A 20,075-nucleotide genomic window follows, 5' to 3' on the forward strand; every position below is an offset into this window, starting at 1 on the left:
CACATGAAAGGCGCATCGCTTCGTCATCAGCCCCCACAAGCACCGAGCCGCAAGCCGGTGCCACGGGGTGCCAGCCGCATGGTGGCCAAAGAGCCGATGTCGGCGCGCCTGCCCAAAGCCAACTTTGGTTTCATCAAGGCGCTGTTCTGGCCGGTGTTGCTGGTGGTACTGGGCTTTGGCACCTACGAAGGGGCGCAGCGCCTGTTGCCGTATGCCGACCGGCCGATCACCAAGATCAGCGTGCAGGGCGACTTGAGCTACATCAGCCAGCAAGCGGTACAGCAGCGCATCAGCCCGTTCCTGGCGGCGAGCTTCTTTACCATTGACCTGGCCGGCATGCGCGCGGAGCTGGAACAGATGCCATGGATCGCCCATGCCGAAGTCCGCCGCGTATGGCCGGACCAGGTAACGATCCGCCTGGAAGAACAGCTGCCCGTGGCCCGTTGGGGCGATGGTGCGTTGTTGAACAACCAGGGTCAGGCATTTGCGCCCCGTGAAGTGGCGAACTATGAGCACCTGCCGCAGCTGTTCGGGCCGCAGCGGGCGCAACAGCAAGTGATGCAGCAATACCAGGCCTTGAGCCAGATGCTGCGGCCACTGGGCTTCTCCATCGCACGCCTGGAATTGCGTGAGCGGGGCAGCTGGTTTCTGACGACCGGGGCAGGCAGTTCCGGCCCGGGCATCGAGTTGTTGCTGGGACGCGACCGCTTGGTGGAAAAGATGCGCCGCTTTATTGCCATCTATGAAAAAACCTTGAAAGAACAGATTACGAACATTGCGAGCGTCGACCTGCGTTACGCCAACGGCCTGGCCGTCGGTTGGCGTGTACCGGTAGCGCCCACGGCAGCACAACCCGCTGTCGCGAAGAATTAAGAAGAGGCAGGACCCATGGCAAACGTGCAAAGCGGCAAAATGATCGTCGGTCTCGATATCGGCACCTCCAAGGTGGTGGCGCTGGTGGGCGAGGTCGGTGAAGACGGCACGATCGAAATCGTCGGTATTGGCACGCATCCGTCCCGGGGCCTGAAGAAGGGCGTGGTGGTGAACATCGAGTCCACCGTGCAATCGATCCAGCGCGCCATCGAAGAAGCGCAGCTGATGGCCGGTTGCCGGATTCACTCGGCGTTCGTCGGCGTGGCCGGCAACCATATCCGCAGCCTGAACTCCCACGGCATCGTGGCGATCCGCGACCGTGAAGTCAGCGCGGCCGACCTTGAGCGCGTCCTCGACGCCGCCCAGGCTGTGGCGATCCCGGCTGACCAGCGCGTGTTGCACACCTTGCCCCAGGACTACGTGATCGATAACCAGGAGGGCGTTCGCGAGCCACTGGGCATGTCGGGCGTGCGTCTGGAAGCCAAGGTCCACGTAGTGACCTGCGCCGTCAACGCCGCACAGAACATTGAAAAATGCGTGCGTCGCTGCGGCCTGGAAATCGACGACATCATTCTCGAGCAGTTGGCTTCGGCCTACTCGGTGCTGACCGACGACGAAAAAGAACTGGGCGTGTGCCTGGTGGACATCGGCGGCGGCACCACCGATATCGCGATCTTCACCGAGGGTGCGATCCGTCACACCGCCGTGATCCCGATTGCCGGCGACCAGGTCACCAACGACATCGCCATGGCGTTGCGCACACCGACCCAGTACGCCGAAGAAATCAAGATCCGCTACGCCTGCGCCCTGGCCAAGCTGGCCGGTGCCGGTGAAACCATCAAGGTGCCAAGCGTCGGCGACCGTCCACCGCGCGAGCTGTCGCGCCAGGCCCTGGCCGAAGTGGTCGAGCCGCGCTACGACGAGCTGTTCACCCTGATCCAGGCCGAATTGCGCCGCAGCGGCTACGAAGATCTGATCCCGGCCGGCATCGTGCTGACCGGTGGCACCTCGAAAATGGAAGGCGCGGTCGAACTGGCCGAAGAGATCTTCCACATGCCGGTGCGCCTGGGCGTGCCCCATGGCGTCAAAGGCCTCGGCGACGTGGTGCGTAACCCGATTTATTCCACCGGTGTGGGCTTGCTGTTGTACGGGCTGCAAAAGCAGACCGATGGCATTTCCCTGTCGGGCCCGAGCATCCGTGACAGCTACCGCAGCGATGACGAAGCGAAAGCGCCGTTGTTCGAGCGGCTGCAGGCTTGGGTAAAAGGCAATTTCTGAAGATTTACCGCGACACCGCAACACCCGTAATAAGCAGTAGGCGAAAAAACTAGAGAAAACGAAAGGAGAGGGAACATGTTTGAACTCGTAGACAACATCCCCGCTAGCCCGGTTATCAAAGTAATCGGTGTCGGCGGTGGCGGCGGCAACGCTGTCAACCATATGGTCAAGAGCAACATTGAAGGCGTTGAATTCATCTGCGCCAACACTGATGCCCAGGCGCTGAAAAGCATCGGCGCGCGGACCATCCTGCAATTGGGCACAGCCGTGACCAAGGGCCTCGGCGCTGGCGCCAATCCGGAAGTCGGCCGTCAAGCCGCCCTGGAAGACCGCGAGCGTATTGCCGAAGTGCTGCAAGGCACCAACATGGTGTTCATCACCACCGGCATGGGCGGCGGTACCGGTACCGGTGCAGCGCCGATCATTGCCGAAGTGGCCAAGGAAATGGGGATTCTGACCGTCGCTGTTGTGACCCGTCCGTTCCCGTTCGAAGGCCGCAAGCGCATGCAGATCGCCGACGAAGGCATCCGTCTGCTGTCTGAAAGCGTCGACTCGTTGATCACCATTCCCAACGAGAAACTGCTGACCATCCTGGGCAAGGACGCCAGCCTGCTGTCCGCGTTCGCCAAGGCTGACGATGTACTGGCCGGTGCCGTTCGCGGTATCTCCGACATCATCAAGCGTCCCGGCATGATCAACGTCGACTTTGCCGACGTGCGTACCGTGATGAGCGAAATGGGCATGGCGATGATGGGTACCGGCTGCGCCAGCGGTCCGAACCGTGCACGCGAAGCCACCGAAGCAGCCATTCGCAACCCGCTGCTGGAAGACGTGAACCTGCAAGGTGCGCGCGGCATCCTGGTGAATATCACCGCAGGTCCCGACCTGTCCCTGGGTGAGTACTCCGACGTGGGTAGCATCATCGAAGCCTTCGCATCCGAGCACGCCATGGTCAAGGTCGGCACCGTTATCGACCCGGACATGCGCGACGAACTGCACGTGACCGTGGTTGCGACCGGCCTGGGTGCAAAAATCGAGAAGCCTGTAAAGGTCATCGACAATACCGTCCATACCAGCCACGCCAGCCAGCAAGCGGCCGCTCCAGCGCCTTCGCGCCAGGAACTGCCGTCGGTGAACTACCGTGACCTGGACCGTCCGACCGTGATGCGCAACCAGGCTCAGGCCGGTGCTGCGGCGTCCCGTAGCCCGAATCCGCAAGACGATCTGGACTACCTGGACATTCCGGCATTCCTGCGTCGTCAGGCCGATTAATGGAATGTATCAGGGCTATGAAGGTGATTGGTGTTCAGCAAAGGTCTGGTCTGCTATTATCGCCAGCCTTTGTTGATACCAGTTCGCAATTTGCGCTGAAGCGGTCCAAGCCATGATTAAACAACGCACCCTGAAGAATATTATTCGTGCCACAGGTGTAGGTCTGCACTCCGGGGAAAAGGTATACCTGACCCTCAAGCCTGCACCTGTCGACACCGGCATCGTGTTTGTGCGTGCCGACCTGGACCCTGTGGTGCAGATACCTGCTCGCGCGGAAAACGTTGGCGAAACCACTATGTCGACCACATTGGTCAACGGTGACGTCAAAGTGGACACGGTGGAGCACTTGCTCTCGGCCATGGCCGGTTTGGGCATCGATAACGCCTACGTCGAGCTCTCCGCGTCCGAAGTCCCGATCATGGATGGCAGCGCTGGACCCTTCGTATTCCTGATTCAATCTGCCGGCCTGGAAGAACAGGACGCAGCCAAGAAGTTCATTCGCATTCTGCGGGAAGTGACAGTAGAAGACGGCGACAAGCGCGCCACCTTCGTCCCGTTCGAAGGCTTTAAAGTGAGCTTTGAGATCGATTTCGATCACCCGGTATTCCGTGACCGCACCCAAAGTGCAAGCGTGGATTTTTCCAGCACTTCGTTCGTAAAAGAAGTCAGCCGCGCCCGTACCTTTGGTTTCATGAGTGACATCGAGTACCTGCGCAAGCACAACCTCGCACTCGGCGGCAGCGTTGAAAACGCCATTGTGGTCGACGCGGATGGTGTACTGAACGAAGACGGCCTTCGCTATGAAGACGAATTTGTGAAGCACAAGATCCTCGATGCAATCGGTGACCTCTACCTGCTGGGCAATAGCCTGATAGGCGAGTTCAAAGGCTTCAAGTCGGGCCACGCCCTTAACAACCAGCTGCTGCGCAAGTTGATTGAGCAGACAGACGCTTGGGAAGTCGTGACCTTCGAAGATGCCAGCACCGCACCGATCTCTTACATGCGTCCCGTTGCGGCGGTGTAAGTAACAACTCTCTTCTTTAGTTTTAAAGGCTGCCTTCGGGTGGCCTTTTTTTATGTCCCGGCGATCGTCCGATTGCGGCCACTGTGCTTGGCCTTATACAACGCCTGGTCGGCCTTGAGCAGCAAGTCTTCAAGGGACAGACCGCTGCGCTTCTCCCAGGTGCTCATGCCGATGCTCACGGTGATCGGCTGCTCGTCCCATGCCGGCCGTGGCAAGTGCTCAACACCATTGCGGATATGCTCGGCGATCACCCAAGCGCCCTTGGCGTCGGTATCGGGCAGCACCACCGCGAATTCTTCACCGCCGTAACGTGCGGCAAGGTCGGCCGGGCGGCGGATATTGCTGTCGATCACCTGCGCCACCGTGCGCAGTGCGTCGTCCCCGCCCTGGTGGCCATGGCGATCGTTGAAGGCCTTGAAGTGGTCCACGTCGATCATCAGCACCGTCAACGGCTCGGTTGAACGTTGCGCGCGATCCCATTCCAGGCGCAGGCGTTCGTCGAGAGTGCGGCGGTTGGCCAGGCCAGTGAGGGCATCGGTACCTGCCAGTTCTGACAGCACCTGCTCGGCCCGGTGACGCCGTCGCAGCTCCATGCACAGCGCCCAGGTCAGCCACAACAGGCCAATGCACAGCACCCCCGTGGCGAGACTGACCAGCCACGCCGCCCGTCGCCATGGCGCGAACACTTCGTCGCTGGCCAACGCCACCGCGACGATCAGTGGCAAATCGCCCACGTTCGAGAAACTGTAGAGCCGAGGCTGCTGGTCGAGGCTGGAGACGCTGTGGAAAGTGCCGTCTCGCTCGCGCAGCATGCGCGCCACATTGGGCCGCTGGCTCAGGTCCTTGTTGATGATATCCGCTTCCAGCAACGGTTCTTGCGCCAGCAGGATGCCCTGGTGGTTGAGCAGGTTGATGGTGCTGTTGCTGCCGATATTCAGGCTGCTGAACAGTTGGTGGAAGTACGACAGACGCATGGAGGCGACAGCCACACCCAGGAAGCGCCCGTCCGATGACGAAACGCGGCGGCTAAATGCAATGCGCCACGGGTCATCGCATTCGCAGCGGGCCCTGAACGGTCGGCTGATATACAGCCCGATGTCGGGATTGGTGCGATGAATCTGGAAATAGTCGCGGTCGGCGAAGTTGCCGGCCTTGGGCGTGAGCAGGGACGAGTCGGCAATCACCTCGCCGCTCGGGCCCAGCAACAGGATGTCGCCTTTGTACGGCGCTGTGGCGGAGCGGTCGAACAGCACCAGGTGCCGGATGCTCGCGGACACGCCCTGCAGGTCAGTGCGCTCGGTCGCGGCGATCAGGCCTTTGAGGGCCATGTCATAGAGCTCGACGTTGCGTAGCACATCGGCATCGATCAACTGGGTAATGGTAGTGGCGGTGCGCTTGGCGGTCTGCAAGGTGTTGGCATGTTCGCGATTCAACAGTGCGGTGACGATTCCCACGATCAGCAACACCGTGAGGGTGCTGCTCAGGATCAGCAGGCGTTCCGGGCGGCGGGTAGGGCGGGCAAGGCTTGAACTCATCGGGCGTACTTCTGCTCTGAGGATGCCTTTAGCGTAGTAGCAACTCCGGAAGATGGCGCAGAAGCAAAATGTGGGAGGGGGCTTGCTCCCGATGGCGGAGTGTCAGGCAGCTGATGTGTTGCTGATGTACCGCCATCGGGAGCAAGCCCCCTCCCACATTGGATCTTCTTTGTCAGTGAGATCGGGGTTAGAACACGTTGATTGGGTAGTCCACGATCACGCGGTACTCATCCACATCCCGATCCACCGCCGAGTAGCCATTGCCGCCACGGTTGGTCGCCCATTGCAGGCGTACCGCCAGGTTCTTGGCCTTGCCGCCCTGCACCACGTATTTCAGGTCGATATCGCGCTCCCAGTGCTTGGCGTTCTTGCCGTCGGCGCTGTACCAGTTGCTGTAGCCCCGGCTGTTCGGGTCGACCGTGGTCAGGTCGGTCTTGCCGCTGATATACGACACGGCGGACGTCAGGCCAGGCAAGCCGAGACCGGCGAAGTCATAGGCATACTTGAGCTTCCACGAACGCTCGTTGGGGCCGTTGAAGTCCGAGTATTGCTGGGAGTTGTCCAGGTACACGCTGTCACCCTGGGTAATGTAGTCGAACGGCGTGTTGCCGTTGACCCGCTGGTAAGCGGCGGTGACGCTGTGGTTGCCCACGCCCAGGGTCATATGCAAGCTGTAGGTGTTGTTGTCGATAGCGCCCAGCAGTGCCTGGCCGGTGTCCTGGGTGTGGTAGTAATGCAGGCCGGGGGTCAGGCTGACCAGGTCGTTCAGTGCATAGGTGTATTCGAGGTCGTAGTAGTACTGGTGCCATACGTCCTTGAGTTCGGCGGCGTACAGGTTGCTGGTCAACCCGGGGATGCCGCTGAACGCTACACCGGCCCAGTTCAGGTGCTGGGCGTCGGCGTTGGCTGGCAATGCGCCGTAGCTGGTGCCGATGCGCCGGTGGCCGCTCTGGTTGTAGAGCTTGGTGAAGCTGGCCTGGCCGCCTTCGAACATCCAGCCGTCGAGGCTGTGGTTGGCCAGGCTCACGCCGCGAAACGTCTGCGGCAGCATGCGGGTCATGCCGCCGGCGATCACCGGGTTGTTGAGGAACAGGTCGCCGGCCTTCAACTCGGTATCGAACGCGCGCAGTTTCAAGGTGCCGCCAGCGGTGGAGAACGTGCCGGGCGCCTTGCCGTTGCCGCTGCCGTACGGAAGGATGCTGGAACCGTCGGTGCCACCGCCGCCGTCGAGCTTGAGGCCGAACATGGCGTTGAGGTCCAGGCCGACGCCTACGGTGCCTTGGGTGTAGCCGGAGGTGAAGGTACCGATAAAGCCCTGGCCCCATTCCTTGCTGTCATCGGTATGCAGGTCGCGACGGTCGCGATTCATGTAGTAGTTGCGGGTGTCGATAGTGAGGTGCGAACCCTCGACGAAACCCTCGGTGGGCGTGGCGTCTGCCCCGTGGGCAAGGGGAGTGATCGTTGCTGCGATGGCGAGGAATAACGGGGTGAATGTCAGCGAGTTCTTCACCGGTGGAGCTCCTTTGATCAATCATGAACGGCCAGTGTCGTGGGGTGTGCCTGGCCTTTTTTACGGCAAAAAAAAGCCGCTGAAGTCAGCGGCTTTAAGACAGATTCCCAGTGTAGAGCCCTGGAAATAAGTCGAGGGAAATTCGGGTGAGGGTTCGGCTGTCTTTACCGTCGCGCTCATCGATGCGTCAAAGTAACGCAGGCGAGCGGTGCGATACAGAGTGTAACAAGATAATGACTGTTGCCCAAATCGTAACAGTTGGCTGCCGGTGGTACCCAGTGTGGGAGGGGCGTGTCAGACGGGCAGGGTGATGCCGAAGGTATTTTCGCCGTCTTCGCTGCGCACAAACACATCGCCGCCATGCATCAACGCAATCGCCTTGACGATAGCCAGCCCCAACCCGTGATTGGCCCCGCTGTTGCTGCGCGACGCATCCACCCGATAGAAACGTTCGAACAGTCGAGGCAGGTGCTCGCTGGCAATCACCTCGCCTGGGTTGGTCACGCCGATCGTTACCTGGTGCTCCAGCACATCGATGTTCACGTCGATGACCTGCCCAGGCGCGGTGTGCTGCACCGCATTGCTCAACAGGTTGATCAGTGCGCGGCGCAGGTGGGCTTTTTCGATATGCACTTGGGCGTCGCCCTGTACCCGCACCTGAACCTGGGCGTCTTCGAAGATAAAATCCAAGTAGTCGAGGGTGGTGGCGACTTCATCGGCCAGGGAGCTTTCAATCAGCTTGGTGGCCTTGCTGCCCTGGTCGGCACTGGCGAGGAACAGCATGTCGTTGATAATCGAGCGCAGCCGCTCCAGCTCTTCCAGGTTCGATTGCAGCACCTCGAAATAATGCTCGGCCGAACGCCCGCGCGTCAGCGCGACCTGGGTCTGGCCGATCAGGTTGGTCAGCGGCGAGCGCAGTTCATGGGCCACGTCGGCATTGAAGGATTCGAGGCGCGAGTAGGCGAGTTCGACGCGGTCGAGGGTGGCGTTGAACGAGTTGACGAACTGGCTCAGTTCCGGCGGCAGCGGTGACAGTTGCAGGCGCCCGGAGAGTTTGGGCGGCGCGAGTTTCTGTGCTTCGTCCGAGAGTTTTTCCAGTGGCTTGAGGCCGATGCGCGACACCCAGAAGCCCAGCAACGAGGCCATCACCACCCCGACCAGCGCCAGGCTGATCAGCGCTACCATCAGATGATGCTGGGTGGCGCGGAAATTCTCGGTGTCGATGGCGATCATGAAGCGCAGCGGTGGGCGTTGGTCCTTGGCGGCAAACTGGCTCACCAGCACCTTGAACGGGTAATCGTGGCCGGGCAGGTGCAGGTCGCGTTTACCGGTCGGGCCCTGGGCAAAGGCGCGAATCTGCGCATCCGGTTCACCGTATTCGTAACTTGGATCGCTGCTGACCACCCAGAAGCGAATGCGCTTGTCTTCCTCCCCCAGCAGCTTGAGCTTGGCCTTGATCTTGACCCAATGCTCGGGCGTGCCGAAGCGGTTCACCGAGGATTCGAGCACGCTGTAGCGCGCATCCAGCTCGGCCCCCGGCAACAACCCCAGGCCGCGATCCACTTGCTGGTACAGCGCGCCGCCGATCAGCACGAAGATCAGCAGCGCCACCAGGGTGAACATCCCGCTCAGGCGCAGGGCGATGGAGTTAGTCGGCACTGCGGTTCTCCAGCACGTAGCCCATGCCCCGGATGGTGTGCAGCAGTTTGTGTTCGAACGGCCCATCGAGTTTGGCGCGCAGGCGCTTGATCGCCACTTCGACCACGTTGGCGTCGCTGTCGAAATTGATGTCCCAGACCATCTCGGCAATCGCCGTCTTGGACAGGATTTCGCCCTGGCGCCGCGCCAATACGCTGAGCAACGAGAACTCCTTGGCGGTCAGGTCCAGGCGCACACCGTTGCGACTGGCCTTGCGGCTGATCAGGTCGATCCACAGGTCGGCAACCGTCACCTGCACCGGCTCATGGCCGCCGCTGCGGCGGGTCAACGCTTGCAGGCGCGCCACCAGTTCCAGGAAGGAAAACGGCTTGCCCAGGTAGTCGTCGGCGCCTTCGCGCAGGCCACGGATGCGGTCTTCCACGCGCTCGCGGGCGGTAAGCATGATCACCGGGGTCTGTTTGCGTGCGCGTAAAGCACGCAATACGCCAAACCCGTCGAGCGCCGGCAGCATCACGTCGAGCACGATCACCGCGTAGTCGTTCTCCAGCGCCAGGTGCAAGCCCTCGACGCCTTCGCGCGCCACATCGACGGTGTAACCTTGCTCCGTCAGGCCGCGGTGCAGGTAGTCCGCGGTTTTTTCTTCATCTTCAATAATCAGGACGCGCATCAGCCTTTTGTTCCAGGGCGGGGCCTTGGCCTCAGTGTGTGGTCGCCAGCTCGATCGCTGGTTTGGGCCTGTGGAAAAGTCGTTCAAGGTACAAGTATATGACCGGCGTGGTGAACAGCGTCAGCGCCTGGCTCACCAGCAAGCCGCCGACCACGGCGATGCCCAATGGCTGGCGCAATTCCGCGCCAGGGCCTGAGCCGAGCATCAACGGCACCGCGCCAAGCAGGGCGGCGAGGGTGGTCATGATGATCGGCCGGAACCGCGTGACGCAGGCTTCGTAGATCGCGTCCTCAGGCGCCAGGCCGCGTACGCGCTGGGCCTCCAGGGCGAAGTCGATCATCAGGATGCCATTTTTCTTGACGATGCCGATCAGCAGCACCAGGCCGATCAAGGCCATGATCGAAAAGTCCTGGCCCAGCAGCCACAGCATGATCAGCGCCCCCAGGCCCGCCGAGGGCAAGGTGGAAATGATCGTCAGCGGGTGCACGAAGCTCTCGTACAGCACGCCCAGGATAATGTAGACCGCGACCAGCGCCGCGAGGATCAGCCACGGCTGGCTGGCCAGCGAGCTCTGGAAGGCCTGGGCCGCGCCCTGGAAATTACCGATGATCGTACTGGGCATGCCGATGTCGTTCTTGGCCTGGTTGAGCATGATCACCGCATCCCCCAGCGCCACGCCGGGGGCCAGGTTGAACGACAGGTTGGCGGCCGGGAACATGCCGTCATGGCTGATGGACAACGGCCCCACGCTCGGTGGGTCGACCCTGGCCAGCGCCGACAGTGGCACCATTTCGTTGGTCAGCGGCGAGCGCAGGTAAAAATAGTTCAGGCTCTCGGCCTTGCCGCGCTGTTGGCGGTCCAGCTCCAGCACCACCTGGTACTGGTTGATCTCGGTCTGGTATTCGTTGATCTGGCGCTGGCCGAACGCGTCGTACAGCGCCTGGTCGACGTCGGTGGCGGTCAGGCCGAAACGCGCGGCAGCCTGGCGGTCGATGGTGATGTGGGTGATGCTGCCGCCCAATTGCAGGTCGTTGGACAGGTCCCGAAAGGCCGGATTGCTGCGCAGTTTTTCGGTGAGGCGCTGGGTCCAGGTGTTCAGGGTCGGGCCGTCGTTGCTCTTGAGTACGTATTGGTACTGGGCGCGGCTGGGGCCGGAGCTCAAGTTGATGTCCTGGCCGGCGCGCAGGTACAAGACGATGCCCGGCACCTTCGCCAGTTGCGGGCGGATGCGGTCGATGAACTGGCTGGCCGACACATCGCGATCACCCCGGTCTTTCAAGGCGATCCAGAAGCGCCCGTTGGCGATGGTCTGGTTGCTGCCGGTCACACCCACCGAGTGGGAGAAGGCTTGCACCGCCGGGTCGGCCTTGACGATGTCGGCCAGTGCCTTGTGCTTGGCGACCATGTCCGGGTACGACACATCGGCTGCCGCCTCGCTGGTGCCCAGCACGAAACCGGTGTCCTGCACCGGGAAGAAGCCCTTGGGGATAAACACATAGCCGACCACGGCCAGGGCCAGGGTCACCACGAAGATCGCCGCCATGCTGCGTTGATGGGCCAGGGCACGCCGCAGGTTGCGCGCATAGCCGGCCAGCAGGCGCTCGCTGAAGGTGGGTTTGGCATGGGCGTGATGGGTTGGCGCACGCATGAACAGTGCGGCGAGGGTGGGCGCCAGGGTCAGCGAAACCACCACTGAAATCAGGATGGTCGAGGTGGCCGTCAGCGCAAATTCCTTGAACAGCCGCCCGACCACGCCGCCCATGAACAGCAGTGGAATAAACGCCGCCACCAGCGAGAAGCTGATGGACACCACGGTAAAGCCGATTTCGCCGGAGCCTTTGATCGCGGCTTCGCGCTTGCCCAGGCCGGCCTCCAGGTGACGGTGGATGTTCTCCACCACCACAATCGCATCGTCCACCACAAAGCCCACGGCAATCACGATGGCGACCAGGGTCAGGTTGTTCAAGCTGAAGCCCATCACATACATCAGCGCGAAACTGGCCACCAGCGACACACCGAGCACGGCAGACACAATCAACGTCGCCGACAGCTGGCGCAGGAACAGCGCCATCACCGCCACCACCAGCAGGATCGCGATCAGCAGAGTCATTTCCACTTCATGCAACGAGGCGCGGATAGTTTTGGTGCGGTCGGTCAGTACGCTGACCTGCACCGAGGCCGGCAGCATGGCTTCCAGGCGCGGCAGTGCTTGCTGGATGCGGTCGACCGTGTCGACGATATTCGCCCCCGGCTGGCGCGAAATCACCAGGTTGACCCCCGGCGTATCGCCGGACCAGGCCTGCACGTAGGCGTTTTCCGAACCGTTGACGACTTTGGCGATATCCCGCAGTTGCACGGGTGCGCCGTTCTTGTAGGACACAATCAACTGGCCGTATTCGTCAGGGTGAAACAGTTGATCGTTGGTCGACAGGGTCGACACGCTGTTGGCCCCATAGATCGCGCCTTTGGCCAGGTTCAGGCTGGACTGCTGGATGGCCAGGCGGATGTCCGCGAGCGTCAAGCCGACCGCCGCGAGCTTGTCGGGGGATGCCTGCACGCGAATCGCCGGGCGCTGCTGGCCGGTGATGTTGATCTGGCCGACACCGTCGATCTGGCTGATCTGACGCGCCAGCAGGGTTTCCACGTAGTCGCTCAGTTCGGTGCTCGGCATGCTCGCGGAGCTGACGCTGAGGATCAGTACCGGGCTGTCGGCCGGGTTGACCTTCTTCCAGGTCGGCAGGCTCGGCATATCGCTGGGCAGCTTGCCGGAGGCGGTATTGATCGCGGCCTGCACTTCCTGGGCGGCGGTGTCGATGCTTTTGTCCAGAGTGAATTGCAGGGTCAAGAGGCTTGAGCCCAAGGCGCTGCTGGAAGTCATCTGGGTCATGCCGGGGATGGCGCTGAATTGCACCTCGAGCGGCGTCGCCACCGATGAGGCCATGGTGTCCGGGCTGGCGCCGGGCAGTTGGGCGGTGACCTGGATCGTCGGAAATTCCGCTTCCGGCAGTGGCGCAACGGCCAGCCGCGGGAAGGCAATGATCCCCAGCAGCACCAAGGCAAATGTCAGCAGCAGGGTGGCGACCGGGTGATCGACGCACCAGGCCGAAGGCGAGCGGCTGCCGCTCATGGCTGCACCTTGGCGTCGACGGTCTGGATCACCTGCGGCGGTTCCTTGAGCACTTGCACCTGAGCGCCGGCCTTGAGCCGCGACTGGCCATCGCTGACCAGTACGTCCCCGGCCTGCACGCCCTTGATGATGTTCAGCTCGCTGTTCTGGTAGGTGACTTGCACGGGCACCACTTCCACCTGCTCACCGTTGAGCCGGTACACGAAATGTGAGTCCAGGCCACGCTGCACCACCGTCGGCGGCACCACCAGGGCGTTCTTGTCGAGGGCGGTCTGGATCTTGATGGTCACCAGTTGCCCCGGCCACAGCTTCTGCGCGCTGTTCGGGAACTCGGCCTTGGCGCGCAGGGTGCCGGTGGTGGAACTGATCTGGTTGTCGATCAGGCTCAAGCGGCCTTCCCCCAGCAGGTCGCCGGTCTGGCCGTCGGTATCGGCCCCCAGGTAGGCATCGACGCTGGCTTTTTGCGGGGCGGCGATCAGGCCTTGCAAGGTCGGCAACATCTGCTGCGGCAGGGAGAACTCAACCGCGATCGGATCGATCTGGGTGACTGAGAACAACCCTTGGGTATCGCTCATGCGCAGGAAGTTGCCTTCATCCACCGTGCGAATGCCAACGCGACCACTGACGGGGGAACGAATCTGGGTGTAGGAAAGTTGTACTTGAGCTGAATCAATCGCCGCCTGGTTGCCCTGCACGGTGGCCTTGAGCTGGTTCACCAGGGCTTGTTGCTGGTCGTAGGTCTGCTTCGACACGCCGTCGTCGATACTCAATTCCTTGTAGCGCTTGAGGTTGACCTGCGCCACTTGCAGTTGCGCCTGGCTTTCCCCCAACTGCGCCTTGGCCTGGTCGAGGCTGGCGCGGATCGAGCGGTCATCGATGGTCGCCAGCAGGTCGCCGGCCTTTACCTGTTGGCCTTCCTTGACCAGCAAGCGGGTGAGGATGCCATCGATCTGCGGGCGGATCACCACGCTGTGCAACGACAACACCGTGCCAATGCCGCTGACGAACCGCGGGACATCCTGTTGCGCCACGCTCACCACGCGCACGGGAATGGCGCTGGGTGCCGCCAGCCGGGCCTTGGCGGGCCGAGTCAAGGTCCAGGCTGCCAGCGCCAGGACCAGAAGGGCGCCCACCAGCAGGGCCGTGTTTCGTTTTGTGGGCATAGAGGTGGCGCCAGGCAAAGGATCGGAAACGTGGAATGACCGTTATAGCCTTTTGATCGGGTCAGCAGAGTGACGGCTATCTGACAGCGCTGTCAGTTAAGCGGCGACCATTCGTACGACGACGCTTAAAGATCCGGGGCGCGCAGGTATACTGCGCGCCACTGTGGCCCGCTTGCCGGGCCCGCTTCATCTTTTGCGCACCTCGGAGCATCCCATGACTTCCCCGATCCAACCCGCCGTTGAAGCGGTCGACCTCGTCGATGCCGACGGCGTTGAAAAAGCCGAAATCCCGGCGTTCAAGTTCCCTTTCAACCCGGGTGAACTGGCCGGGGCCAAGCAGGCCGCCCAGCCCTGGTACAAAGGTGGCGCGAAGAATGGCCATACCAAAACGCCAGGCATGGCGCCGCCGGGTACGCGTCGTTCGATGGGTAAACGTTGAGAGTAATGCGCATATTCGCCGTATAGGCAGTTGCCTACAACTCGCGTCGATATTTCTTATTGTAGGTCCGCGACCGTTTCTTGAAAGCTTGCGCAGCATCGCCTTGCCCTGATCATTTGTATCGGGACATGGCGACGCAGCTCTCTCCGGAAAAGGACGTTTCCCGTGGCTTTGATACATCTCTGTGTGGCGCTTGCCCTCCTGTTATCGGTGGAGGCCGTGGCCGCCGCCGAGCCGCCGCGACGCGAAATCCGCTTCGCTGTCGCGGCGCATTTTCCCCCCTTTCAAAGCCGTAATCCGCAAGGGCAATTGGTGGGGCTCAATATCGAATTGGGTAACGCCCTGTGCGTGCAGCTCAATGTGCATTGCACGTGGGTCGACCAGATCGTCATGGAAAACTTCCCCGCCCTCGATGCCCGGCAATTCGACGCGATCATGGGGATGGCACCGACCTTGAGTCGACAGCAGAGAGTCAACTTCAGCGATGACCTCTACCCGATCACCACCTGGCTGGTGGCCCGCAGAAACTCGGGCCTGAGCCCGCACAAGCGGTTACTCAAGGGCAAGCGGGTCGGGGTGTTGGTCAGGAGCAATCGCGAAGCCTTTGCCCGGTCGCAGTGGGCGCCGGCCGGTGTGATCATCGAGAGCTATTGGCTCAATGACCAACTGGTGCGCGGCCTGGTTGCAGGCGAGATCGATGCGACGCTGCAGGGCGCCGTGGAAATCCGAGAGGCCTTGCTCGATACGCCTGAAGGCATGGATTTCGATTTCATGGGCCCGCCGGTATCGTCTGACCTGTTGGGCAACAGTGTCGCGATTGCACTGCGCAAAACCGATACCGTGTTGCGTACCGAACTCAATCATGCCCTTGAGCAACTCAAACAGAACGGCGAGTACCAGCGCATCCTCCAGCCCTACCGCCTCGACACCGCCCCCGTGAACCCGTCGAGCCTCAAGCCGCCCGCAACGGGATAAACGCGTAATTGGCCGGCACTTCGGTAGCAATCTGCGCCCCGGCATCCAGCAGTTGTTCGGCAATATCCATCCCGGAGACGTGAAACACCCACTCGTTGGCCGTGATCGGTTGGTCAGTTGCCAGCGCAATGGCTTGGGCAAACGCATTCATATCCGGCAAATACGCCGTGAAGCCGTCGCCCTTGAGTGCGGTGGTACGAATCCCCAGCAAGGCACACACGGCCTCCTTGGTTTGCACATCGTCACGGTCGGCCTGGCGTGAACGGCGGATCAGTTCAGCCAGTTCAGCATCCATCAATTCCCCGCCCACAATCAACGCCGGCCCCTGTTCCCAGGATTCCGGCGGGCAATCCTTGGCGCTCGGGTTCAGCGGGATGTGCGGATTGATCTCCATCGGATAGATCCGGCACACCAGCGGACGTCGTTCATAGATGCCGCAGCGATTGTCTTCGTCAAGATTCCGACAGCGCCCGGCGTTGTAGGCCGCAAAGGTGATCGCCACGAATGCCTGGGTATTGCCGCTGGGCACCACCACTGAACGGCGTTCGGCATGTTCACGCTGCTGCTGGGGCAAACCCAGGCCGCTGGCGAGAAAACCTTCTACCAGAACAATGACATTGCCACCGTCCGCCGCCCACTGCCGGGCTTCGTCGAGGGTCAGGGGTACGTGGTGATCGGAGCAGCATTTGCCACAACCTACGCAGGAAAAGTGAGTATTCATGGCGGATCTGTCACCAGGCAAGGTCAGAGGGCAAGCTTGGGCAGTGACGGGTTTTTACCTCTATCCACCGCTTGGGCTCTCTGGAAGCAAGTTATGCGCCAGTGAACGTCAGTCCTCAGGAACCACGTCGCGCAGGACGAACCGCATGCCTGCACTTTCATACAGCTGCCGCGCGCGCAGATTGCTCTCCAGCACCTTGAGGTCCACATAGGGTTCGCCGCGCTGCTTGAAAACGTGGAAGGCATGCAGCAGCAACGCTCGGCCAAGCCCCTGGCCCTGGGCGCAGGGGTGTATCGAGAGGTTCTTGATAAAGGCACTGGTCCAGCATTGCGCCACGCCGAGAATGCCCTCGGCGTTACTGGCTACCAGGCACAACGAGGGGTCGAACTCGGCATCGGCAACGAATTGCCGGCGCCATTGCTCAAGGCCCGCGACACGGCCACCGCCCTGGTCCTGGGTCATGCGCAGTACCGCGTGAATCGCCGGGGCCAGTTCATCGCGATAGTGATCCAGCTGGGTGTTGGCCGGCCACTGCGGCGCCGGCAGGCTGCCGGTCAGGTCGCGTCGCAGCAGCTGGAAATACTCAGCCAAGGCTTACAAACCCTTTTGCGCCACGGTTTGCGCAGCCACCACCAGGCACTTGGTCAGCTCGGGGGAGGAAAACTTGGTCAGCACTGCATCGGCGCCGGCCAGGCGGGCTTTTTCACTGTTCATCGCGCTGTCCAGGGAGGTGTGCAACAGCACGTAGAGCTGCTGGAAGTCCGGAGTTTCGCGCAGCGTGCGGGTGAGGGCATAACCGTCCATCTCGGACATTTCGATGTCCGACACCACCACATTGATTTGCTCGCCCGTGCCTTGCAGCTCCAGCAGCACGTCGATGGCCTCCTTGGCGCTGCGCGCGGTGTGACACGTCAGCCCGAGGTTGCGCAGCGTATGCACCGATTGCTGCAGCGCCACTTGGCTGTCATCCACCACCAGGATGCGTGCATGGCCGAGGACTTCGGCTTCTTCCATGGTCAGGTCGGTCGGCGCGACTTCTATCGGTGCCGGGGCGATGCCATGGATGACTTTCTCGATATCCAGCACCTGCACCAGGCCGCCTTCCACCTGGGTCACCCCGGTGATAAACGCGCGATTGCCGCCGGAGCCATAGGGCGGTGGGCGGATATCGGTGGTCAGGCAATGCACGATCTTGCTCACCGCCTGCACGTGCAAGCCCTGCTTGGAACGGCTGACATCGGTGACGATCAGGCAGCCGCCGTTCGGGTCCTGCAACGGCATCTCGCCCAGGGCGCGGCTCAAGTCGATCACCGCCAACGAGTTACCGCGCAACGTGGCAATGCCTTTGACGTGAGGGTGCGACTCCGGCAGTTTGGTCAGCGGAGGGCAGGGGATGATTTCGCTGACTTTCAGCAGGTTGATCGCCATCAGCTTGCCGCTGCGCAAGGTAAAGAGCAGAAGCGAAAGTGAGTCTGCGCGGGCTTTGGTGGTGGGCATAAAAACCTTCTGTGGATCAGGGGTGGCGATCTATGGAAGGTTATCGACCCTCTCACGAAAAACTAAAGGTGTGACTTGTGGCGAGGGAGCTTGCTCCCGCTGGGCTGCGAAGCGGCCCCAAAAAGCCTGGGAGCGCTACGCACTCCAGCGCGAGCAAGCTCGCTCGCCACAACAAGCGCGTTCCAACAGGGCGGGGTGTCAGCCTTTCCACACTTGTGGGTTCACCAGGTCCTGCGGGCGTTGGCCGAGCAGGGCGCTGCGCAGGTTGTCGAGCGCGCGGTTGGCCATGGCTTCGCGGGTTTCATGGGTCGCCGAACCGATATGCGGCAGCGTCACCGCATTGCTCAACTGGAACAGGGGCGACTCGGCCAGCGGTTCCTTTTCATACACATCCAGCCCGGCGCCACGAATGCGCTGGGTCTGCAGGGCCTGGATCAGCGCGGGCTCGTCCACTACCGGGCCACGGGAGATGTTGATCAGGATCGCACTGGACTTCATCAGTGCCAGCTCCCGGCTGCTGATCAGGTGACGGGTCTTGTCGCTTAGCGGCACCACCAGGCAAACGAAATCCGCTTCGGCCAGCAACTGGTCCAGGCTGCGAAACTGTGCGCCCAGCTCTTGTTCCAGTGCGCTCTTGCGGCTGTTGCCGCTGTACAGGATCGGCATATTGAAGCCCAGGCGCCCACGCCGGGCCACGGCCGCGCCGATATTGCCCATGCCGACGATGCCCAGGGTCTTGCCGTGTACATCGCAGCCAAACAACGGGGCGCCAACGCTGGCTTTCCACTGGCCGGCCTTGGTCCAGGCGTCCAGTTCGGCCACGCGGCGTGCGCTGCTCATCAACAGGGCGAAGGCCAGGTCGGCGGTGCTTTCGGTGAGCACATCGGGGGTATTGGTGAGCATGATCCCGCGCTCGTTGAAGTAGGCGACATCGTAGTTGTCGTAGCCCACCGACACACTGGACACCACCTCCAGCTGACGCGCGCCTTCAAGCTGTTCGCGGCCCAGCTTGCGGCCCACGCCGATCAGACCGTGGGCGTGGGGCAGGGCTTCGTTGAATTGGGCGTTGATGTCCCCCTGCTTGGGGTTGGGCGCAATCACCTCGAAATCCTGTTGCAGGCGTTCGATCATTTGCGGGGTGACACGGCTGAAGGCAAGGACAGTCTTTTTCATTGCAGGCGGGCTCATCGACTACGGAAGAATGCCAAGCAACCTAACATATTGTCAGGACCCCGTTGAACCCATGTGGGAGGGCAAGCCCCCTCCCACAAGGTTCTTTATCGTCTGCCAGCAATCAGTTGGCCAAACGCGCACCGCTCAGGGTGCCGCTCAACTCGTATGCCACCAATTCCGCTTGATGTGCCGCGAGAATCTCCGGCAGCGAACCGCGCAAGTATTCCACCCAGGTCTTGATCTTCGCATCCAGGTATTGGCGCGACGGGTAGATGGCGTACAGGTTCAGCTCCTGGGAACGGTAGTTGGGCATTACCCGCACCAGCGTGCCGTTACGCAAACCTTCTATCGCGGCATACACCGGCAGCAGGCCGACGCCCATGCCGCTGGTGATCGCGGTTTTCATCGCGTCGGCCGAGTTGACCAAAAACGGCGAGCTGTTCACCGCAACGCTTTCCTGGCCTTCGGGCCCGTTGAAGGTCCATTTATCCAGCTGGATTACCGGGCTGACCAGACGCAGGCAGGCGTGATTGAGCAAATCCTGGGGCCTTTGTGCGCAACCCTTGGCCTTGACGTATTCCGGCGAGGCGCAGGCGATGCTGTAGGTGATGCCCAGGCGTTGCGAGACGAAACCGGAATCGGGCAGTTCGCTGGCCAGTACGATGGACACGTCATAGCCCTCATCGAGCAGGTCCGGCACGCGGTTGGCGAGCGTCAGGTCGAAGGTCACGTCGGGATGGGTGCGGCGGTAGCGGGCAATCGCGTCGATCACGAAGTGCTGGCCGATACCGGTCATGGTGTGCACTTTCAATTGCCCGGCGGGACGCGCATGGGCGTCGCTGGCTTCCGCCTCGGCTTCCTCGACGTAGGCGAGGATCTGCTCGCAGCGCAGCAAATAGCGCTTACCGGCCTCGGTCAGCGCGATGCGGCGAGTGGTGCGGTTGAGCAAGCGGGTTTGCAGGTGGGCCTCAAGGTTTGAGACCGCGCGCGAGACGTTGGCGGTGGTAGTGTCCAGCTGCGCGGCGGCGGCGGTGAAGCTGCCGGCCTCTGCAACGCAACTGAACGCGCGCATGTTTTGCAAAGTGTCCATGGGGTGTTCTCAAGGGAGATGGCAAATTGTGACAGAAAGTTGCGCCGTCCAGTGATCCCTACCAACGGATTA

General features: G+C 61.8%; 17 protein-coding genes. 6 read left to right on the forward strand and 11 right to left on the reverse strand.

Annotation, left to right across the window (positions count from 1 at the left end):
• The first annotated feature begins 3 nt into the window (after positions 1 to 3).
• The 4 genes from C4J85_RS04630 (at position 4) to lpxC (ending at position 4,447) form a co-directional block, all read left to right on the forward strand.
• Complete coding sequence (locus C4J85_RS04630) at positions 4 to 873, forward strand: cell division protein FtsQ/DivIB (protein ID WP_057724625.1); 870 nt, start codon at positions 4 to 6, stop codon at positions 871 to 873.
• Between the two features lie 15 nt (positions 874 to 888).
• Positions 889 to 2,151, forward strand: coding sequence for a cell division protein FtsA (gene ftsA / locus C4J85_RS04635; protein ID WP_057724626.1), 1,263 nt, complete (start codon positions 889 to 891; stop codon positions 2,149 to 2,151).
• Positions 2,152 to 2,226: 75 nt separating this feature from the next.
• The gene (gene ftsZ / locus C4J85_RS04640; RefSeq protein ID WP_003216225.1) at positions 2,227 to 3,423 is read left to right on the forward strand and encodes a cell division protein FtsZ; all 1,197 of its coding nucleotides are present in this window, start codon (positions 2,227 to 2,229) and stop codon (positions 3,421 to 3,423) included.
• Positions 3,424 to 3,535: 112 nt separating this feature from the next.
• Entirely contained in the window at positions 3,536 to 4,447 is a 912-nt protein-coding gene (lpxC, locus tag C4J85_RS04645) for a UDP-3-O-acyl-N-acetylglucosamine deacetylase (protein WP_003171886.1), read from the forward strand.
• A 50-nt stretch (positions 4,448 to 4,497) separates the two neighbouring features.
• On the opposite strand, the gene C4J85_RS04650 is transcribed toward lpxC, so the two are convergent.
• The 6 genes from C4J85_RS04650 to C4J85_RS04675 all read right to left on the reverse strand — a co-directional run bounded on the left by C4J85_RS04650 (position 4,498) and on the right by C4J85_RS04675 (position 14,108).
• Positions 4,498 to 5,982, reverse strand: coding sequence for a sensor domain-containing diguanylate cyclase (locus C4J85_RS04650; protein WP_124409077.1), 1,485 nt, complete (start codon positions 5,980 to 5,982; stop codon positions 4,498 to 4,500).
• Positions 5,983 to 6,169: 187 nt separating this feature from the next.
• A complete protein-coding gene (locus C4J85_RS04655; protein WP_124409078.1) occupies positions 6,170 to 7,492 on the reverse strand; it encodes an OprD family porin in 1,323 nt (440 codons plus the stop codon).
• A 294-nt stretch (positions 7,493 to 7,786) separates the two neighbouring features.
• Positions 7,787 to 9,151, reverse strand: coding sequence for a heavy metal sensor histidine kinase (locus C4J85_RS04660; protein WP_124409079.1), 1,365 nt, complete (start codon positions 9,149 to 9,151; stop codon positions 7,787 to 7,789).
• Positions 9,141 to 9,818 carry a heavy metal response regulator transcription factor gene (locus tag C4J85_RS04665; protein WP_124361366.1) on the reverse strand — a complete coding sequence of 226 codons (678 nt, stop codon included), beginning with the start codon at positions 9,816 to 9,818 and terminating at the stop codon, positions 9,141 to 9,143. Before C4J85_RS04665 ends, C4J85_RS04660 begins: the two co-directional genes overlap by 11 nt.
• A 31-nt stretch (positions 9,819 to 9,849) precedes the next feature.
• Complete coding sequence (locus C4J85_RS04670) at positions 9,850 to 12,945, reverse strand: multidrug efflux RND transporter permease subunit (RefSeq protein ID WP_124409080.1); 3,096 nt, start codon at positions 12,943 to 12,945, stop codon at positions 9,850 to 9,852.
• Positions 12,942 to 14,108, reverse strand: a complete 1,167-nt coding sequence (locus C4J85_RS04675) for an efflux RND transporter periplasmic adaptor subunit (RefSeq protein ID WP_124409081.1) — start codon at positions 14,106 to 14,108, stop codon at positions 12,942 to 12,944. Before C4J85_RS04675 ends, C4J85_RS04670 begins: the two co-directional genes overlap by 4 nt.
• A gap of 214 nt (positions 14,109 to 14,322) precedes the next feature.
• Here C4J85_RS04675 and C4J85_RS04680 point away from each other — a divergent pair, with 214 nt between their 5' ends.
• Positions 14,323 to 14,547 (forward strand): hypothetical protein, encoded by a 225-nt coding sequence (locus C4J85_RS04680; RefSeq protein WP_124409082.1) that lies wholly within the window; start codon positions 14,323 to 14,325, stop codon positions 14,545 to 14,547.
• A gap of 165 nt (positions 14,548 to 14,712) precedes the next feature.
• Positions 14,713 to 15,522, forward strand: a complete 810-nt coding sequence (locus tag C4J85_RS04685; RefSeq protein WP_124365885.1) for a transporter substrate-binding domain-containing protein — start codon at positions 14,713 to 14,715, stop codon at positions 15,520 to 15,522.
• Here the strand turns inward: C4J85_RS04685 and C4J85_RS04690 are convergent.
• From C4J85_RS04690 to C4J85_RS04710, 5 genes are all read right to left on the reverse strand, one after another.
• On the reverse strand, positions 15,500 to 16,243 hold the full coding sequence (locus C4J85_RS04690) for a YkgJ family cysteine cluster protein (RefSeq protein ID WP_124369697.1): 744 nt from the start codon (positions 16,241 to 16,243) through the stop codon (positions 15,500 to 15,502). The genes C4J85_RS04685 and C4J85_RS04690 overlap by 23 nt on opposite strands.
• 108 nt (positions 16,244 to 16,351) lie before the next feature.
• Entirely contained in the window at positions 16,352 to 16,834 is a 483-nt protein-coding gene (locus C4J85_RS04695) for an N-acetyltransferase (protein WP_124365887.1), read from the reverse strand.
• A 3-nt stretch (positions 16,835 to 16,837) separates the two neighbouring features.
• Positions 16,838 to 17,740 carry a chemotaxis protein CheV gene (locus C4J85_RS04700; RefSeq protein ID WP_124409083.1) on the reverse strand — a complete coding sequence of 301 codons (903 nt, stop codon included), beginning with the start codon at positions 17,738 to 17,740 and terminating at the stop codon, positions 16,838 to 16,840.
• A gap of 198 nt (positions 17,741 to 17,938) precedes the next feature.
• Positions 17,939 to 18,913 carry a D-glycerate dehydrogenase gene (locus C4J85_RS04705; RefSeq protein WP_124409084.1) on the reverse strand — a complete coding sequence of 325 codons (975 nt, stop codon included), beginning with the start codon at positions 18,911 to 18,913 and terminating at the stop codon, positions 17,939 to 17,941.
• Positions 18,914 to 19,034: 121 nt separating this feature from the next.
• The gene (locus tag C4J85_RS04710; RefSeq protein ID WP_124361375.1) at positions 19,035 to 20,003 is read right to left on the reverse strand and encodes a LysR family transcriptional regulator; all 969 of its coding nucleotides are present in this window, start codon (positions 20,001 to 20,003) and stop codon (positions 19,035 to 19,037) included.
• Positions 20,004 to 20,075 lie beyond the last annotated feature (72 nt).

This window comes from Pseudomonas sp. R4-34-07 (assembly GCF_003852375.1).
GTDB lineage: Bacteria > Pseudomonadota > Gammaproteobacteria > Pseudomonadales > Pseudomonadaceae > Aquipseudomonas.

Excerpts from the sequence above, each read along its gene's own strand:
- C4J85_RS04630 (WP_057724625.1), top strand. The coding sequence starts at position 4 with ATGAAAGGCGCATCGCTTCGTCATCAGCCCCCACAAGCACCGAGCCGC.
- ftsA (WP_057724626.1), top strand. The coding sequence starts at position 889 with ATGGCAAACGTGCAAAGCGGCAAAATGATCGTCGGTCTCGATATCGGC.
- ftsZ (WP_003216225.1), top strand. The coding sequence starts at position 2,227 with ATGTTTGAACTCGTAGACAACATCCCCGCTAGCCCGGTTATCAAAGTA.
- lpxC (WP_003171886.1), top strand. The coding sequence starts at position 3,536 with ATGATTAAACAACGCACCCTGAAGAATATTATTCGTGCCACAGGTGTA.
- C4J85_RS04650 (WP_124409077.1), bottom strand. The coding sequence starts at position 5,982 with ATGAGTTCAAGCCTTGCCCGCCCTACCCGCCGCCCGGAACGCCTGCTG.
- C4J85_RS04665 (WP_124361366.1), bottom strand. The coding sequence starts at position 9,818 with ATGCGCGTCCTGATTATTGAAGATGAAGAAAAAACCGCGGACTACCTG.
- C4J85_RS04670 (WP_124409080.1), bottom strand. The coding sequence starts at position 12,945 with ATGAGCGGCAGCCGCTCGCCTTCGGCCTGGTGCGTCGATCACCCGGTC.
- C4J85_RS04675 (WP_124409081.1), bottom strand. The coding sequence starts at position 14,108 with ATGCCCACAAAACGAAACACGGCCCTGCTGGTGGGCGCCCTTCTGGTC.
- C4J85_RS04680 (WP_124409082.1), top strand. The coding sequence starts at position 14,323 with ATGACTTCCCCGATCCAACCCGCCGTTGAAGCGGTCGACCTCGTCGAT.
- C4J85_RS04690 (WP_124369697.1), bottom strand. The coding sequence starts at position 16,243 with ATGAATACTCACTTTTCCTGCGTAGGTTGTGGCAAATGCTGCTCCGAT.
- C4J85_RS04700 (WP_124409083.1), bottom strand. The coding sequence starts at position 17,740 with ATGCCCACCACCAAAGCCCGCGCAGACTCACTTTCGCTTCTGCTCTTT.
- C4J85_RS04705 (WP_124409084.1), bottom strand. The coding sequence starts at position 18,913 with ATGAAAAAGACTGTCCTTGCCTTCAGCCGTGTCACCCCGCAAATGATC.
- C4J85_RS04710 (WP_124361375.1), bottom strand. The coding sequence starts at position 20,003 with ATGGACACTTTGCAAAACATGCGCGCGTTCAGTTGCGTTGCAGAGGCC.